Source organism: Cupriavidus pauculus (genome assembly GCF_008693385.1).
Classification (GTDB): domain Bacteria; phylum Pseudomonadota; class Gammaproteobacteria; order Burkholderiales; family Burkholderiaceae; genus Cupriavidus; species Cupriavidus pauculus_D.
In genome coordinates this window covers 1368152-1384633 of record NZ_CP044067.1, presented here as the reverse complement: position 1 = coordinate 1384633, position 16482 = coordinate 1368152, and the positions used below count along the sequence as shown (strand labels likewise).

Sequence of the window (16482 nt, the reverse complement as noted above, 5' to 3'; positions counted from 1 at the left end):
GTGGTTAATGCGGCATGAATGCTTCGTTTAAGCGGATTTAACGCTCCGCCATGGCGGCGGCGATAGTGCCGCGCGCAGCGCTTCGAGGAAAGCGCGCTGCCGCAGCGACACGCCCGTGCGCGAAGGCAATAGGGCCATGACCGGTGCAGGCGGCAGGCTCCAGCCCGGCAGCAGCCGCACGAGCCTGCCCGAAGCGATCAGGGGCGCCACGTCCCATTCGGAGCGCTCGACGATGCCAAGCCCGGCCAATGCCCAGTCGGAAATGATCGTGCCGTCGTTGGACGACAGCACGCCCGGCACGCGGATCGTCACCGCCTTGCGTGCGTCGGCGTGCCGCCCGTTGCCGGGCAGAAAGCGCCAGCGCGTCACGTCTTCCTCGTTCTCGCGCAGGCAAAGGCAGGCATAGCGCGTGAGGTCGGACGGGTGTTCGAGGCCGGTGACGCGGCGTGCATAGGCCGCGCTCGCGCATAGGATGCGTTCGTTCGGCGCAATCGGATGCGCGACCCACGAGGAAGACTTGAGCTTGCCGATGGTGACCACGAGATCGGCACCGGAGGCATCGGAGAGCGGGCTTTCCGACAGATGCAGCGAGATCTCGAGTTCGCGGTGCTGGCGATGAAAGTCGCGCACGATCGGCGCCACGTGTTTGCGCCCGAAGCCGAATGGCGCCACGATGCGTAGCTTGCCGCGGATGCCGCCATCGTCGCCCGAGATGCGCGCCGGCAGCGCTTCCATGCGGTCGAGCAGCTCGATGGCCTCCTGATGCAGGCGATGACCTTCATCGGTCAGCGAAATGCCGCGCGATTGCCGCACCGCCAGGCGTACGCCGAGCCGCGCCTCGATCCGCTGCAGGCGGACGGTGACCGCGGGCGGCGTCAGATCGAGTAGCTGCGCGGCGGCTGCAAGCGAGGGGGACGCGCCGACGGCGCGAATCAGGCGCAGATCGTCAAGGCTGATCATGGGCGAGGGATTAAACGGCGTTGAATGCTGGAGATTCTGCCATTAAACCCGAGGGCCAGCGCGCTGACGCCGGCGCCGAGCAGGCATACCGCCTGCCACCCGGCGTGGGCATAGACCACTGTGGACCCGATCGCGCCGAGGCCGCTTCCCACGGCGTAATACAGCATATAGAGCCCGATCAGCCGCCCCGACGCCTGTGACCGGCTGCGCAGGATCATGCTCTGGTTGGTCACGTGCAGCGCCTGCGCCCCGGCGTCGAGCAACACGATGCCAAGCAGGAGGGCGGACAGCGCGATGGGCATCGACGACGCCTGCAGGCACGACAGGGGCCACCATGCCAGCAACAGCACGACCAGCGCGATGCCCGTCGTGCGGCGTTCATGGCCGCCATCGACCCAGCGTCCGGCGCGCGATGCGGCCAGCGCGCCGACGATGCCGACCAGCCCGAAGGCGCCGACGACCGTATGCGGAAACGAGAAGGGCGGCGCGCTCAGCGGCAGCACCAGCGCGCTCCAGAAGATGTTCAACGCCGCGAACATCAGCAGCGCGAGCATGCCGCGCTGCCGCAGGACGCGCTCCTCGCGCAGCAGCGTGAGCATGGACCCCAGCAGGCGAACATAGCCGACATCGACCCGTGGCGCGGACAGCCGCGGCAGCGATCGCCAGAGCGGAACCGCCAGCGCCAGCATCAGCCCGGCGGATGCGAGGTAGACGCCGCGCCAGCCCGCGATGTCGCCGATCGCTCCCGAGAACACGCGGGCTCCAAGCAGGCCGATGAACACGCCGCCTTGCGCGGCACCGACGATGCGGCCCTGTTCATGCGCGAGGTCGCCGCTGGCCGTACTCGCGGCGTAGGCAATCAGCCCCTGCGTCATGGCCGTGCCGAGCAGCCCGACGGCCATCATGCCGGCGTAGAGCAAGGGCGTGGAACGTGCGGCGGCGACCGCGACGAGCGCCACGATCAGCGCCGCCAGCTGGCCCATCATCAGTCTGCGTCGGTCGAGGCGGTCGCCCAGCGGCACCAGCAGCACCAGCGCAAGCGCGCAACCGACCTGCGTCATCGTGACCACGCTGCCCACGGCGGCCTCCGCCAGGCCGAAATCGCGCGCGATGGCATCGAGCAGCGGCTGGGCGTAATACACGTTGGCCACGCTGAGCCCGCTGGCAGTGGCAAACAACATCAACAGGGCGCGCGGCATCGACAGGCTGGTCATGGTTCATGTGGTTGCAAAATGAAACTGGTTGAATGCTATGCGGACTAGTTTTAAAATGCAACCACATTCACTGCCGAGCGCCGCCATGACCAGAATCCGTTCCCCCGGCGAAGAGCCGTGCCCTGTCGCGCGTTCGCTCAACGTCGTTGGCGACCGCTGGTCGATGCTGATCGTGCGCGACGCGTTCGACGGCGTGCGGCGCTTCGGCGATTTCCAGCGCGGGCTCGGCATGGCGCGCAATATCCTGACGGACCGGCTGCAGAAGCTGGTCGAGGCCGGGGTCATGGAGACGCAGCCCGCGTCGGACGGCTCTTCCTATCTCGAATACGTGCTGACGCCCGCGGGCGAACGGCTGTTTCCGGTCGTCGTTGCCCTGCGTCAGTGGGGGGAGCGCCATCTGTTCTCGCGCGGCGAGCCGCATTCGGTGCTGATCGACAAGCGCACGGGCAAGCCCGTGCCGCCCATGCAGCCGCTGGCGAAAGACGGGTCCGTCATCGCCGCCGCGGGCACGGAGGTCCGGAAGGTCGGCTGACCGCCTTTCACGAACCCGAAGCCCAGTCTTCGGAATCAAGAATTCCCTTGTCTCCCGGCGTGGCCTATCGTGAACCCGCCATAAAACAATACGGCGTTGCCAGCGAAACGGTGGAACGATGCCGGACAGGAGACAGGTATGACCACATCGATGACCCCGGGTCGTCTGGCCGCCGCATGGGCGCTTGCATCGTTGCTCCCGCTCGGCATCGCCAGCAACGCGCAAGCCGCCTACCCCGACCACCCGATTCGCCTGATCGTCCCGGCCGCTGCCGGCGGCACCACGGACATCGCCGCGCGGCTCGTCGGCAAGCGCATGAGCGAGATCCTCGGGCAGCCGGTGGTCGTCGATAACCGCGCGGGCGGAGCGGGCATCATCGGATCGCAGGCACTGCTGCAGGCGCCGGCCGACGGCTACACGCTGATGATGGGCAATATCGGCCCGAACGCGATCAACTACGCGCTTTACAAGCAGTTGCCCTACAAGCCGCAGGACTTCGCGCCCATCACGCTCGTCGTTTCGGTGCCGAACATCCTCGTGGTCAACCCCAAGGTGCCCGCGCACAACGTGGCGGAGCTGGTCTCCTATGCGAAGACGCAGCCGGGACAGCTGTCGTTCGGCTCGTCGGGCACGGGCCAGTCCGTGCATCTGTCCGGGGAGCTGTTCAAGAAGCGCGCGGGCCTCGACATCATTCACGTGCCGTACAAGGGCGCCGCGCCGGCGGTGGCCGACCTCGTGGCCGGACAGGTGACGATGATGGTCGACAACCTGCCCAGCTCGCTGCCGCAGATACAGGCCGGCAAGCTGCGCGCGCTCGCGGTGACCAGCGCGGCACGCGTGCCCGAGCTACCCGACGTGCCAACGATGAAAGAGGCCGGCTACGAGGACTTTCAGGTAACGGCATGGTTCGGGCTGGTGGCGCGCGCGGGCACGCCGCCCGCCGTGATCGACCAGCTCTACAAGGCGGCGTCCACGGCATTGGCCGAGCCGCAGATCAAGACGCGGCTCGCCGAACTCGGCGGCCAGGCGGGCGGTGACACGCCGCAGCATTTCGGGCAGTTCATCGACCAGGAGCGCCAGCGCTGGGCGCGCGTGGTCAAGGACACCGGCATTCCGCAGCAGTAGCCATGCAGCATCCCTGAAGGAGCATTCATGATCGACAAGATCGCGCCGTCGCTCGAAGCCGCGGTGGCAGGCATCGGCGATGGCGCCACGGTGCTGGTCGGCGGGTTCGGCGGCTCGGGCGTTCCCGATGCGCTGCTCGACGCGCTGCTGGCGCAGGGGGCGAGGGACCTCGTCATCGTCAACAACAACGCGGGCAACGGCGATACGGGCATTGCCGCGCTGATCCGCGCGGGGCGCGTGCGCAAGGTCATCTGCTCGCATCCGCGCTCGACGAATGCCGAAGCGTTCATCGACGCCTATCGCGCGGGCAAGGTGACGCTCGAATGCGTGCCGCAGGGCACGCTCGTGGAACGCCTCCGCGCCGCGGGCGCCGGGCTCGGTCCATTCTTTACGCCCACGGCGTATGGCACCGCGCTGGCCGAAGGCAAGGAGAGCCGCGTGATCGATGGCGTGGGATACGTGCTCGAGCAACCGCTGCGTGGGGACTTCGCGCTGGTCAAGGCGCATCGGGCCGATCGCTGGGGCAATCTCACCTACCGTTACGCCGGGCGTAACTTCGGGCCCGTGATGTGCACGGCGGCGCGCCACACGATCGCGCAGGTGGACGAGGTGGTGGCGCTCGGCGAGATGCCACCGGAGTCGGTGATGACGCCCGGCATCTTCGTGCAGGCCGTGGCGCTGGCTGGAGGAACTTCCCATGCATGATATGCCCCGGCTGAGCCGCGCCGAGATGGCGCGCATCATCGCGCACGATATTCCCGGCGGCAGCATCGTCAACCTCGGCATCGGCATGCCGACGCTGGTCTCGGACCATCTGCCGCCCGATCGCGAGATCGTGCTGCACAGCGAGAACGGCATTCTCGGCATGGGGCCCGTCGTTCGGGAGGGCGAGACCGATCCGGACCTGATCAATGCCAGCAAGGCCCACATCGGGCTCGTACCCGGCGCCTCCATCTCGGACCACGTGATCTCGTTCACGATGATGCGCGGCGGCCATGTCGATATCACGGTGCTCGGCGGGTTCCAGGTCTCCGCGACCGGCGATCTTGCCAACTGGTCCACGGGCGAGCCCGACTCGATTCCCGCCGTCGGCGGTGCGATGGACCTCGTGGTCGGCGCGGCAAGGCTGTTCGTGATGATGGAACACGTCACGCGCGACGGCCAGCCGAAGATCGTCGAGCGGTGCAGCTATCCGCTGACGGGGCTGGGCGTCGTCGACCGCATCTATACGGACCTCGCGATCATCGACGTGGTGCCCGGGCAGGGGCTGCGCGTGACGGGACTGCTCGACGGCGTGCCGTTCGAGACGGTACAGGCGCTAACGGCCGCACCACTGACGCTGGCACCGGATTGCCGCGTGCTGCGCGCCGCGTAATAGCCATAGGAGACGACGATGACGACGCTGACGAGAAGCAGACGGCTGATGCTGCGTGCCATGCTGGCGATGCTGGCGGCGGGCGCCGCGCCGCAGATCGCCTTGGCTGCGGACGCATGGCCGACGAAGCCGATTCAACTGCTGATTCCCTATCCCCCCGGCGGCAGCGCGGACCTGCTGGCGCGTCCGCTTGGTGCAAAGCTGCAGGAAAAGCTCGGCCAGCCGATCGTGCTCGACTACCGTCCCGGTGCCGGCGGCACTATTGCCTCGCAGGCGCTGGCACGCAGCAAGCCGGACGGCTACACGCTGATCATGGTGCTGGCCGCGCACGCGATCAATCCGAGCCTCTATCCGAAGCTGCCCTACGACACGCGCAAGGATTTCGCACCGGTGTCGCTGGTCGCCAACCTGCCGCTGATCCTGGCCGGCAGCGCATCGCTGAAGGCGCGCACCGTGCCCGAACTGATTGCCGCCGCGAAGGCCGCACCGGGCAAGATCACGTTCGGTTCCGCGGGCAATGGCAACACGGGTCATCTTGCCGGGGAATTGTTCGACGCGATGGCCGGCGTGAAGATGACGCACGTGCCGTACAAGGGCAGCGCGCAGGTGGTCAACGCGATGCTGGCCGGCGATATCCAGCTGACCTTCGACAGCATCTCCACATCGATGCCCCAGATCCGCGCGGGCCGCATGACGGCGCTGGCCGTCACCAGCAGCAAGCGCGCCGCGATGGCGCCCGACGTGCCCACGCTGGCAGAGGCCGGTGTGCCCGGCTTCGACATCAACGGCTGGTACGCCATCCTCGCGCCGGCCGGCACCCCGCGCGCGACCGTGGACAAGCTCAGCACCGAGATCGCGAGCGTGCTGACGCAGCCCGAACTACGCGCGCAGATCGCGGCTAGCGGCTACGAACCCGTGGGCTCGACGCCGGACGCGCTCGGCGCGCATATCGAGGCGGAACTCGCACGCTGGCACAAGGTGGTGCAGGAGGCGGGGGTGAAGCTCGAATAGCGTCACGGCGCGCGCTGTCGTTGTGCCAGAAACCACTGGCTGAGCGCGGCCGCGCCATCGTGCAATGGCGCGGCGCGCGGATGGACGAGGTAATAGCCGTTCGGCAGCGGCAGGCCCTTGCCGAACGGCTCCACCAGCAACCCGCCCGATACTTCGTTCTCCACGAGGATCGGACTCGTCAGCACGACCCCTTGACCGCGTACCGCGGCGTCGATGGCCATCAGCGACTGGTCGAACTGAATACCGGCGACGGACTGGATGCGGCGTGCGCTCAGTCCGCTATAGCGCGCGAGCCAGGCGGCCCAGTGCGGGTGCAGCGTGTTGTGCAGCAGGGTTGCCGATTGCAGATCGTCGGGCCCCTTGAGCTTCCACTTTCGCGCGTACGCGGGAGTGCAGTAGGCACGCGCTTCATCGGCATGGAGCAGCTGGACGGCCAGCCGAGAATCGTCGCCGCCGAAATGGCGCACGGCGAGATCGATGCCTTCGTGCTCGAAGTCCACCAGCGTGGTGGACGTGCTGAGACTTAGCGCGATGCCAGGGTGATGCTGCAGAAAGTCCGCCATCCGTGGCGCGAACCATTTGGCGGCGAAACTCGGTGGCATGGACAGTCGCACGGCGTTGTGCCGGCGTTCCCGCATGCGCCGGCTGGCGTGCACGATTTCCGATAGCGCTGGCTGTATCTGCGCCATATACGTCATGGCTTCGGGCGTGGGCACGATCTGCCTTGTCTGCCGCAGGAACAATGCCACGCCGAGCCAGTCCTCCAGCTTGCGCACCTGCTGGCCCACCGCGCCCGGCGTTACCCCGAGCTCTTCCGCCGCCGTAGAAAAACTCGCATGTCGCATTGCGGATTCGAATGCAATGACGGCTTTCAAAGGAGGCATGGCGCTCATGATGCAGTTTTTCTATCGCATGGGGCAGATCAAATCGTTTGTACTCCATCTTCCCGCTGCAGACAATGGGCAAGAACCTATCCGCTTGCCCATGCCATGTACCTTCCTCAACTTGCCTTCGCGGCACTCGGCCTGATCTGGGGCACCAACTTCCTGTTCATGAAGTGGGCCAGTGCGAGCCTGTCTCCCGCACAGATCGTGTTCCTGCGTGTGCTTTGCGGCTTTCTGCCGCTGCTGCTGTCCGCGCTGGCGAAAGGCGCGCTGCGCTGGCGGGATCTGCGCCATGCGCACCACTTCGTCGTGATGTCGCTGCTGGCCACGGTCATCTATTACTACGCGTTCGCCAAGGGCACGGGCCTGCTGGCTTCGGGCGCGGCCGGCATGCTCAGCGGCGCGATTCCGCTGGTGTCAGCGGTCTGCGCGTGGCTGCTGCTCCGGGACGAGCGGCCCACGCCCCGCATGGGGATAGGGCTCGTGTGCGGCTTCGCTGGCGTACTGCTGATTGCCCAGCCATGGCGGGTGAGCGGCGATGGCGTCAGCCTTGCTGGCGTCGGCAGCATGCTGCTCGGATGCCTGAGCGTCGGTTGTTCGTTCGTCTATGCCCGCCGGTATCTGTCTGGCACCGGCATGTCGCCGCTCGCGCTTTCCACATGGCAGATCGGCATTGCGCTGGTCATCGTGGCCGCGTTGACCGATTTCCGCGGCATGGGGCGCATCGCGGAAGACCCGCGCGCGCTTGCCGGGATCGTCCTGGGGCTGGGCATATGCGGCACGGGCATCGCCTATCTGCTCTACTACTACATCGTGGGCCGGCTGGGCGCGCTGACCGCCGCCGGCGTAACCTATATCCCACCCGTGGTGGCACTGTCGATGGGCACGTGGATCGCGGGCGAGACGCTGCGGCCGTTCGATATCGTTGCCGCCGCGTGCATCCTCGGGGGCGTTTATCTGCTTCAGGCGCAAATTCCTGTGAAACGTCGACAGTTGGCGGAGGCAAATCGGCGATAGCGTCTATGCTTGCTTCATTGATACGTGTCGTATCGTCGATGTCGTTTGCCGGCACCCGGGTGTCGGCGAGGAGCAGCCGTCATGAAGCGCCTGATATCTGTCACGTTGCTGGCTAGCGCGCTGGCACCGGTTGCCGCCCTGGCCGCCGAACCCGCGTACCAGGGGGCGCCGCGCGGGCTCACGCGCGAGGAAGTGCGCGCCGATCTCGAGGCGTGGGAGAAGGCAGGGCTCCGCAACCGCTACAGGGGCGACGGCGCGCCGGCGTTCTTCGATCCCTCGTTGCAGAAGCAGCTGGCCGAATACCAGCGGCTGCGCGCGACGACGGTGCCCGCGGCGGCACCGCCCTCGTCGGGCGGCGGCTGAGTGCGGCGACCGGGCATTCGTGTGACGTTCTAGCGGACCGTCCTTCCCCACGATTGGGAATCTCCGCACCAACTTGCGACTGCAGGGGTCCGGGTTGGTGCGGAAATCGTTCGGTAGCCCCCCCTACCATCGCCGAACGCCGTGCCGGTCTTGAGCGGCGCGGAGGGCCGATGCTACGATTCGCGATTGTTGTCCCCCACGACGCCCCCCAAAGTTCCGGATGCTGCGCTTCCGGCCTGATGGAACGACCTGCCCGATGAAACGCATTGGCCGACGCAACCTGCCGGCAATCTCGAACCTGATCGCGTTTGCCACCACCGCCCGCCTGGGCAGCATCACGCTCGCGGCGCGCGAGATGTCCCTGACGCAGAGCGCGGTCAGCAAGCAGGTTTCGGAACTCGAATCCTTCGTCGGCCTCAAGCTTGTCGAGCGGACGCCGAACGGCGTCGTCACGACCGTCGCGGGCAAGGAATACCTGCGGCGCGTCACGCGCATCATCGACGACCTCGACGATGCCACGGCGGACCTGATGGCGATGCGCGGCGAGGCCGGCAGCCTCAACCTGTCGGTCGTCCCGTCGTTCGCGTCGTTCTGGCTGTTGCCGCGGCTGTCCGATTTCGCGAAGAGCTATCCCGAAATCACGCTGAATATCACGACGCGGACGGGCATTCCCGATCTCAACGAGGAAGGCCTCGACGTAGCCATCGTCACGAACGCGAATCCGCCCGCGCGGTATGGCAGCGATCTCGTGATGGGGCTCGAGTCGTATCCGGTCTGCGCGCCGTCGCTGCTGAATGGCAAGGGCATGCCGTCACTGGCCGAGATCGCGGAACTGCCGCTGCTGCACCAGTCGCTCTTTCCCGAGGCCTGGAGCGAGTTCTTCCGCGCGCAGGGCGACGAGGCGACCCTCGGCAAGTGCCAGAGCAAGGGGTCTCATCTCGGCGGCCCGCGCTACTCCATTCTCTCGCTGGGCTTCCAGGCCGCGGTCAGCGGCCTCGGCTGCGCGCTGCTGCCCGACTACCTCACCGAGCAGGCGATCGAGCAGGGGCAGCTGGTCAAGTTGTCGGACGCGTGCTTCCGGCCGCAGCAGCGCTACTATCTGCTCTATTCGCCAGACCGCACCGAAGCGCCCGGCATCGCCGCGTTCCGCCGCTGGCTCCTCGACGCGGCCGCATTCCAGGGGCTCTGAATTTCTGGAATGACCGTCTGAAAAAGGATCAATTGTTGGTCCTTCTTCACGCCCCTACAGTTGTCATCACAGCGTGACGTCGCATTGTTTCGCGCGACGTTCCGCAACGCTGTGGTGGCCATCTCTCGCAGGTGGTCCCGCATGGGAAATCAACCTGTTGGGACGATCATGGGTTATCGAATTGGTGTGGATATTGGTGGCTCGTTCACCGATTTTGCGGTACTGAACGAGGAAACGCTTCAGGTGCAGGCGCTGAAGGTGTTCTCCCGTCCGGACGAGCCGGGCGCGGAAGTGATCACCGGCGTCAAGACGCTGACCGAGCGTTATGGCATCGATCCCGCGGAAGTCACCTACTTCACGCACGGCACGACGGTCGGCGTGAACGCCGTTATCCAGCGCAAGGGCCTCAAGCTCGCGCTGTTCACGACGGAAGGCTTCTGCGACGTGCTGGAACTGGGCCGCCTGAAGCTGCCGAGCATGTTCAATCTGCTGTCGAAGCGCCCCGCGCCGCTGGTGCCGCGCGAGATGGTGTTCGGCATCAAGGAACGCCTGTTCCGCGATGGCGCCGTCGATGAGCCGCTGGACCTCGACAGCGTGGCGGAAGCGCTTGCGCTGGCGAAGAAGGCCGGTGCCGAAGGCGTGGTCGTCTCGTTCCTGCACTCGTATCGCAATGCCGCGCACGAGCAGGCCGCGTGCGACCTGATCAAGAGCCTCGCGCCGGAAATGCCCGTGTTCAGCTCGGCAAAGATCTGGCCGATCGTGCGCGAGTTCGAGCGCACCACCACTGCCATCATCAACGGCTACGTGCAGCCGCGCGTCGAGCACTACCTGTCGTCGTTCCAGAAGGCCCTGAAGCAGGCCGGCGTGCAGCCCGAGCCGCGCGTGACCAAGTCCAACGGCGGCGTGATGACGGCCGAGCAGGCCAAGCGCGAATGCGTGCAGATGATCCTGTCGGGCACGGCGTCCGGCGTGATCGGCGCCGCGTTCGTGGCGAAGGAATGCGACGTGCCCGAGTGCATGAGCCTCGATATCGGCGGCACCAGCGCGGACGTGGCGCTGATCGTGAACGGCCAGCCGCAGTACGGCATCGGCGAGTACATCGGCGAGCACCAGATCTTTATCCCGTCGGTGTCCGTGACGTCGATCGGCGACGGCGGCGGCTCCATCGCCTGGGTGGACTCGCTCGGCGTGCTCAAGGTGGGTCCGGATAGCGCGGGCTCGAGCCCCGGCCCGGCGTGCTTCGGCCGCGGCGGCGAGCGCCCGACCATCACCGACGCGTTCGCGGTCTGCGGCATCGTGGGCCAGGGCGAGATTGGCTTCAACGCGGTGAAGGTGGACATCGAGCGCGCGCGCACGGCCGTGGGCACGCTGGCAACGGTGCTGAACCAGACCGTGGAGGAAACGGCGGAAGCCATCATCAATATCGCGGTGTCGGGCATGTTCGCGAAGGTCAGCGGCCTGGTGACGCGCTTCGGCGTGGATCCGCGTTCGATGGCCATGCTGCCGTTCGGCGGCGCGGGCCCGATGATGGGTGCGCTGCTGGCGCGCGAACTCGAGATGACCGAGATCATCGTGCCGCTGGTGCCGGGCGTGCTGAGCGCGATGGGCGGCCTGATCGCCGACCTCAAGAACGACTTCATCAAGACGGTCTACGAGGATCTGGAGCCGGAGACCGTGAAGATCCTGCAGGACGAGTATCGCCGCTTGCGGCGCACCGCGGTGAACTGGCTGCGCGAGGAACAGGACTACCGTGGCGAGGAGCAGTACGTCTACACGGCCGACATGCGCTATCGCGGGCAGTCGTACGAGATCGAGGCGACGATCGACGAAAAGGCGATCGAGACGGGCGATTACGAAGCCATCCGCCAGGCATTCCACGACGCGCACGAGAAGCTCTACGGCCACAGCGATCCCGAGGCATCGATCCAGATCGTGAGCCTGCGTCTGGTGGTCAGCGGCAAGACGCCCCAGCCGAACATGCCCCGCATCGACGAAGGCACCGGCAGCCCCGATCCGGTCAAGACCGTCGAGGTGTGGTCGGACGGCGCGCGTCGCAAGACCCCCGTGTACCGCCGCGCGCAACTGCTCGCGAACCAGACGTTCGCGGGGCCGGCCATCGTCACGCAAGACGACACGACCACCTTCGTACCGCAGCGCATGCAAGTCCGCGTGGACGCATTCGGCAACCTGCGCATCACGTCCAACCCGGCTCAACAGGATTAAACGATGAAACTCACTCGAGCAACGCTTCAGATTCTCGCCGACTACTGCGCGGCGGCGACCGAGGTGATGGCGTACACGGTGATGCGCACCGCGCACTCCTCGTTCGTCAAGGAAACGGAAGACTTCACGACGCAACTGGTGACCCCTGGCGGCGAGACGTTCGCATCGCCCAAGGGCCTTGGCGCGACGTGGTACACGGGCATCAACTACTCGGGCGTGCTGCCGCTGGTGAAGGACTACCGCGAAGGGGACATCTGCCTGACCAACGACCCGTATAGCGGTTTCGTTGCCACGCATACGCCGGACATCCATATGTGGAAGCCGGTGTTCCACGAAGGGGAACTGGTCTGCTTCGTGGCCGGCCACGTGCACAACACCGACGTGGGCGGCGCGGTGCCCGCATCGCTGTCGCGCTCGTTGAACGAAGTGCATCAGGAAGGCATCCGCATTCCGCCGACCAAGCTCGTCGAAGGCGGCAAGTTCAACGACGACGTGCTGAACATCCTGCTGCTGAACGTGCGCACGCCCGATCAGAACTGGGGCGACCTGAAGGCGCATATCGCCGCGATGAACTCGGGCGAGCGTCGTATCCACGAGATCATTCGCCGCTTTGGCGTGGACGTGTTCAAGGCCGCGCAGGGCGAACTGCTCGACTACGCCGAAAGCCAGGCGCGTGAAGTCGTGCGCGGCATTCCCGATGGCGAGTACTTCTTCGCGGACTATGCCGACGAGGACTCCGTCAACGGCTACCCGTGCCGGATCGCGGTGACCCTCACGGTCAAGGGCGATGCGCTGACGATGGACTTCACGGGCAGCGATCCTCAACTGGCCTCGTCGCTGAACATGCCCACCGGCGGTCACCCGCAGCACGCGCTGGTCACGCCCGCGTTGATCTACACGCTGGCCACGCTGAACGAGCACCTCGTGCTCAACGCCGGTACGTCGCGTGTGGTGAACTCGATCCTGCCGCGCGGGACCGTGATGAACGCGGAAGCGCCCGCCGCCTGCGGCATGCGCAGCCTGACCGTGGCCGTGTCGCAGCTGGCCGTGCTGGGCGCGTTCCAGCAGGCGCTGCCCGAGCGCCTGGCGGCCGCACCGGCCGGCAGCGCATCGCTGATGAACGTGAAGACCAACGATCGCCGCGGCCGCCTGATCATGGCGTCCATCGGCCCGATCAGCGGCGGCGGTGGCGGCTCGGTGTCGGACGACGGCGCCGAAGGCAGCGGCGGCAACCGTTCGTTCCTGAAGAACACGCCTGTGGAGATGATCGAGACCGAGGTGCCGATCAAGGTCATGAAGTACGGCCTGGTGCGGGACTCCGGCGGCGCGGGCCGCTATCGTGGCGGCCTCGGCATGGTCATGGAGTTCAAGGTGTTCTCGCCGAACTCCGTGGTGACCGCGCGTAACCGCAACCGCACGCGCTTCAGCACGTGGGGCGTGCTCGGCGGCAACGCGGGTGGCAATTCGCAGTTCCTGCGCAATCCGGGCCAGCCGAACGAGGTCGACCTCGTGAACTCGGATGTGGTGAGCTGCATGCCCGGCGATGTGCTGCGCATCATCGGCCCGGGCGGCGGCGGCTACGGCGACCCGTTCGAGCGCTGCGTGCATTCCGTGGCACGCGACGTGGCTGCGGGCTTCGTGAGCCGCGAGGCGGCGCGATCGGTCTACGGGGTGTCGCTGACCGACGACCTGTCGGTGAACGAAACCGAGACGCGTGTGCTGCGCGCCGCCCGCCCGCTCTGGAAGGACGGTGCCCACTTCAGCTATGGCGAGAAACGCGATGCGTTCGAAGCGGTCTGGACGCGCAGCCGCTACGATGCATTGACGAAGATCCTTGCGCAGGTGCCCATCACGTGGCGCCACTACGTCAAGAATTCGATCTTCGCCACAATCGGCGAAGAGATCGGCGATGCCGGTCCCGCCAAGGTCAATGCGGCCTATACCGAACTGGCGGAGCGCCATTCGGATCTGCCGACGCTAACGTTCTAGGGGAGCTTGTTGTGAGTAATCAGCGTCGCAGTTTCTTGCGTGCGATGGCCGCATTCGGCGTCGGTGCCGGTGGGTCGGCAGTCCTGCCGCGGATGGCCTGGGCCGAAAAGGCCGTCGAGTATCCGACCGGCCCGGTCAATGTGGTCATCCCGTTCACGGCGGGCGGCAGCACCGACTATATGGGCCGCATGATCATGACGGATGTCGGCACGCGCTTCGGGGGCAAGTTCATTCCCGAGAACAAGCCGGGCGCGAGCGGCAGTATCGGCACGTCCGGCGTGCTGCGCGCGCAGCCGGATGGGCATTCGCTGCTGTACACCACGGCCGCGTTCCTGACGAACCTGTTGCTGTACAAGAACCTGCCGTACGACCCGATCGCGGATTTCACGCCGATCGCGCGTACCGTCGGTTTGCCGCTGGTGCTGATCGTCGGCAAGCAGACGGGCGTCACGAGCGTTCCGGGCCTTATCGACTACCTGAAGCGCAACCAGCAGGCGGCGTCTTACGGCAGCTACGGCATCGGCACGTCGTCGCACGTGTCGGCCTCCATCTTCCTCAAGAAGGTCGGGCTGTCGTCGATCGTGCACGTTCCGTACAAGGACAACCGCATTACGAGCGATCTCGTCGAGGGCCGTCTGACGTTCATGCTGGAAGCGTGGTCGGTGGCGGCACCGATGGTGCAGGCAGGACGTGCCGTGGCGCTCGCCGTCACGAGCGACCAGCCGCTGCCGTTCTCGCCGCAGTTGCCGACGATCCAGAGCGCCATTCGCGAGAAGTACAACCTCGTGTCGTGGCACGCGGTGTTCGCCCGGAAGAAGACGCCGGAAGACATCCTCGACCTGCTCAACAAGGAGATCAACGTCTCGCTGGCCAAGGAACGCATTCAGAAGGCCACGAACGACATGGGCTTCCTGAAGTACCCGCCGCTGACGCGTCCCGCGCTGACGTCGTTCCTGGCGGACGAGCTGCCTCGCTGGAAGGCGCTGATGACGGAAGCCGGCGTGCAGATGATTTGAGCAGGAACGTTCGATTGATGTGAGGGCTTTCCGCATGGCGCCGACCCGTGTGCCATGCGGCTTTTTGCGTCGACGGCGCTCAGGCGTCGTGCCGTTCCGCGGTTACCGGCGCCCGCTTGGCGTGCGCCACGCGCTGCGCGCGATAGATGCCCGAATGGCCGGAGAACAGATAGCTCACCACGCAGGCGATGCCCGCGAACGTGCCGACCTCGGGACCGAACAGCTCCATCGCCATGATGGTGGACGCGATCGGCGTGTTGGCCGCGCCGGCGAAGACGGCGACGAAGCCGAGGCCCGCGAGCAGCGGAAACGGCAGCGGCAGCAGACACGCCAGCGCGTTGCCGAGCGTCGCGCCGATATAGAACAGCGGCGTCACCTCGCCGCCCTTGAAGCCCGATGCCAGCGTGACGATCGTGAAGGCGGCCTTGCCGGCGAAGTCGTAGGCGGGCAGCGGCTGATGGAAGGCATCGACGATGGTCGGAATACCTAGCCCGAGATATTTGCCGCTATCCGGCAGCAGCATCGCGGCCGCCACCACGACGCAGCCGCCGAGGAATGGCCGCAGCGGGGCGTAGGCGATGGCCTGATTGAGGCGGCGCGACAGGCTGTGGGTCAGTCCGGCGAACGCCATGCCCGCCAGACCGAACACGACGCCGGCCACCACGACGGCACCCAGCGCGGCCGGCGCGACAGGAGGAACGGCGGCAATCGCGTAGTGCGTATGGTGAACGCCCATCAGCGGCGGCACCAGATCGCCGACCACCGCCGCGACGAAGCAGGGCAGGATGGCGTCGTAACGCAGACGGCCGATCGCCAGCACTTCCAGCCCGAACACGGCGCCCGCGAGCGGCGTGCCGAATACCGACGCGAAGCCCGCGCTGATGCCGCCCATGAGCAGGATGCGCCGGTCGTCGTGCGATAGCCGGAACCACCGCGTGAGGTAGTCGGCAAAGCTGCCACCCATCTGCACTGCCGTCCCTTCGCGCCCCGCGGACCCGCCGAACAGGTGCGTGATGACGGTGCCGAGCAGGATCAGCGGCGCCATGCGCCGGGGCACCACGCGCCTGGGATCGTGGATCTCGTCGATCAGCAGATTGTTGCCGCCTTCGACCGATTGGCCGAAGTGCCGGTACAGCAGGCCGACGGCGAGTCCGGCAACGGGCAGCAGCCAGAGCAGGGCGGGGTGGGCGACGCGCGTGGCCGTGGCCCAGTCCAGCGCCAGCAACAGCGCGGACGAGCCGGCGCCGGCCAGCAGGCCGGCGAGCGAGGCGAGAGACAGCCATTTGCCGAGGTAGCCGAGCATGGATACCGACTCGCTGAGGGCGGCACTGAGGGCAGCACTGAGGGCAGCACTGCGGATGAAGCGATTGTGCATGGTATGACCAGATCTGAAGGACTCAAACCTGGGCAGCAGGACGCTGCGGGGGATCGATCGCGTACGGGATGGACGAGCGCCCGCAACTTCCTGTGCCCAGGAACTTGCAGGCATCATCAGCACGAAGGCTCGGGGACTATCGGAAAAGTCCCGAAGCAAACGGCGGTTGAGGGAGGAATGCCATCTCCGCGATGGCGCGATTATGCATG

At 66.6% G+C, this 16482-nt stretch carries 15 protein-coding genes and 1 riboswitch; of the genes, 11 read left to right on the top strand and 4 right to left on the bottom strand.

The annotated features are described in order from the left end of the window. Nucleotides 1-27 precede the first annotated feature (27 nt). Nucleotides 28-960: a LysR substrate-binding domain-containing protein gene (locus tag FOB72_RS24465; protein WP_150375246.1), complete on the bottom strand. Its 933-nt coding sequence runs from the start codon at nucleotides 958-960 to the stop codon at nucleotides 28-30. After that, nucleotides 957-2174, bottom strand: coding sequence for an MFS transporter (locus tag FOB72_RS24460; protein ID WP_223851788.1), 1218 nt, complete (start codon nucleotides 2172-2174; stop codon nucleotides 957-959). Before FOB72_RS24460 ends, FOB72_RS24465 begins: the two co-directional genes overlap by 4 nt. Before the next feature lie 85 nt (nucleotides 2175-2259). On the opposite strand from FOB72_RS24460, the gene FOB72_RS24455 reads away from it, so the two are divergent. The 5 genes from FOB72_RS24455 (at nucleotide 2260) to FOB72_RS24435 (ending at nucleotide 6217) form a co-directional block, all read left to right on the top strand. After that, nucleotides 2260-2706, top strand: coding sequence for a winged helix-turn-helix transcriptional regulator (locus FOB72_RS24455; protein ID WP_150375245.1), 447 nt, complete (start codon nucleotides 2260-2262; stop codon nucleotides 2704-2706). Between the two features lie 138 nt (nucleotides 2707-2844). Further along, nucleotides 2845-3831 carry a Bug family tripartite tricarboxylate transporter substrate binding protein gene (locus FOB72_RS24450; protein ID WP_150375244.1) on the top strand — a complete coding sequence of 329 codons (987 nt, stop codon included), beginning with the start codon at nucleotides 2845-2847 and terminating at the stop codon, nucleotides 3829-3831. Between the two features lie 27 nt (nucleotides 3832-3858). Beyond that, complete coding sequence (locus tag FOB72_RS24445) at nucleotides 3859-4536, top strand: 3-oxoacid CoA-transferase subunit A (RefSeq protein ID WP_150375243.1); 678 nt, start codon at nucleotides 3859-3861, stop codon at nucleotides 4534-4536. Then, complete coding sequence (locus FOB72_RS24440) at nucleotides 4529-5206, top strand: 3-oxoacid CoA-transferase subunit B (protein WP_317889564.1); 678 nt, start codon at nucleotides 4529-4531, stop codon at nucleotides 5204-5206. The genes FOB72_RS24445 and FOB72_RS24440 overlap by 8 nt, the downstream gene beginning before the upstream one ends. 18 nt (nucleotides 5207-5224) lie before the next feature. Next, nucleotides 5225-6217 (top strand): tripartite tricarboxylate transporter substrate binding protein, encoded by a 993-nt coding sequence (locus tag FOB72_RS24435; protein ID WP_150375242.1) that lies wholly within the window; start codon nucleotides 5225-5227, stop codon nucleotides 6215-6217. Nucleotides 6218-6219: 2 nt separating this feature from the next. On the opposite strand, the gene FOB72_RS24430 is transcribed toward FOB72_RS24435, so the two are convergent. Continuing rightward, entirely contained in the window at nucleotides 6220-7110 is an 891-nt protein-coding gene (locus FOB72_RS24430; protein ID WP_150375241.1) for a LysR substrate-binding domain-containing protein, read from the bottom strand. A gap of 96 nt (nucleotides 7111-7206) precedes the next feature. Here FOB72_RS24430 and FOB72_RS24425 point away from each other — a divergent pair, with 96 nt between their 5' ends. The 6 genes from FOB72_RS24425 (at nucleotide 7207) to FOB72_RS24400 (ending at nucleotide 14898) form a co-directional block, all read left to right on the top strand. Continuing rightward, complete coding sequence (locus tag FOB72_RS24425) at nucleotides 7207-8118, top strand: DMT family transporter (RefSeq protein WP_150375240.1); 912 nt, start codon at nucleotides 7207-7209, stop codon at nucleotides 8116-8118. Nucleotides 8119-8199: 81 nt separating this feature from the next. Continuing rightward, nucleotides 8200-8481 carry a DUF4148 domain-containing protein gene (locus FOB72_RS24420; RefSeq protein ID WP_150375239.1) on the top strand — a complete coding sequence of 94 codons (282 nt, stop codon included), beginning with the start codon at nucleotides 8200-8202 and terminating at the stop codon, nucleotides 8479-8481. A 256-nt stretch (nucleotides 8482-8737) separates the two neighbouring features. Further along, on the top strand, nucleotides 8738-9670 hold the full coding sequence (locus tag FOB72_RS24415) for a LysR substrate-binding domain-containing protein (RefSeq protein WP_191002398.1): 933 nt from the start codon (nucleotides 8738-8740) through the stop codon (nucleotides 9668-9670). A gap of 168 nt (nucleotides 9671-9838) precedes the next feature. Then, the gene (locus FOB72_RS24410; protein ID WP_150375237.1) at nucleotides 9839-11893 is read left to right on the top strand and encodes a hydantoinase/oxoprolinase family protein; all 2055 of its coding nucleotides are present in this window, start codon (nucleotides 9839-9841) and stop codon (nucleotides 11891-11893) included. 3 nt (nucleotides 11894-11896) lie between these two features. Continuing rightward, on the top strand, nucleotides 11897-13882 hold the full coding sequence (locus FOB72_RS24405; RefSeq protein WP_150375236.1) for a hydantoinase B/oxoprolinase family protein: 1986 nt from the start codon (nucleotides 11897-11899) through the stop codon (nucleotides 13880-13882). Nucleotides 13883-13893: 11 nt separating this feature from the next. Continuing rightward, the gene (locus FOB72_RS24400) at nucleotides 13894-14898 is read left to right on the top strand and encodes a Bug family tripartite tricarboxylate transporter substrate binding protein (RefSeq protein WP_150375235.1); all 1005 of its coding nucleotides are present in this window, start codon (nucleotides 13894-13896) and stop codon (nucleotides 14896-14898) included. Nucleotides 14899-14977: 79 nt separating this feature from the next. Here FOB72_RS24400 and FOB72_RS24395 read toward each other — a convergent pair whose 3' ends face one another. Beyond that, nucleotides 14978-16201, bottom strand: coding sequence for a voltage-gated chloride channel family protein (locus tag FOB72_RS24395; protein ID WP_150377375.1), 1224 nt, complete (start codon nucleotides 16199-16201; stop codon nucleotides 14978-14980). Nucleotides 16202-16373: 172 nt separating this feature from the next. Next, nucleotides 16374-16470, bottom strand: a riboswitch (Fluoride riboswitch). Nucleotides 16471-16482 lie beyond the last annotated feature (12 nt).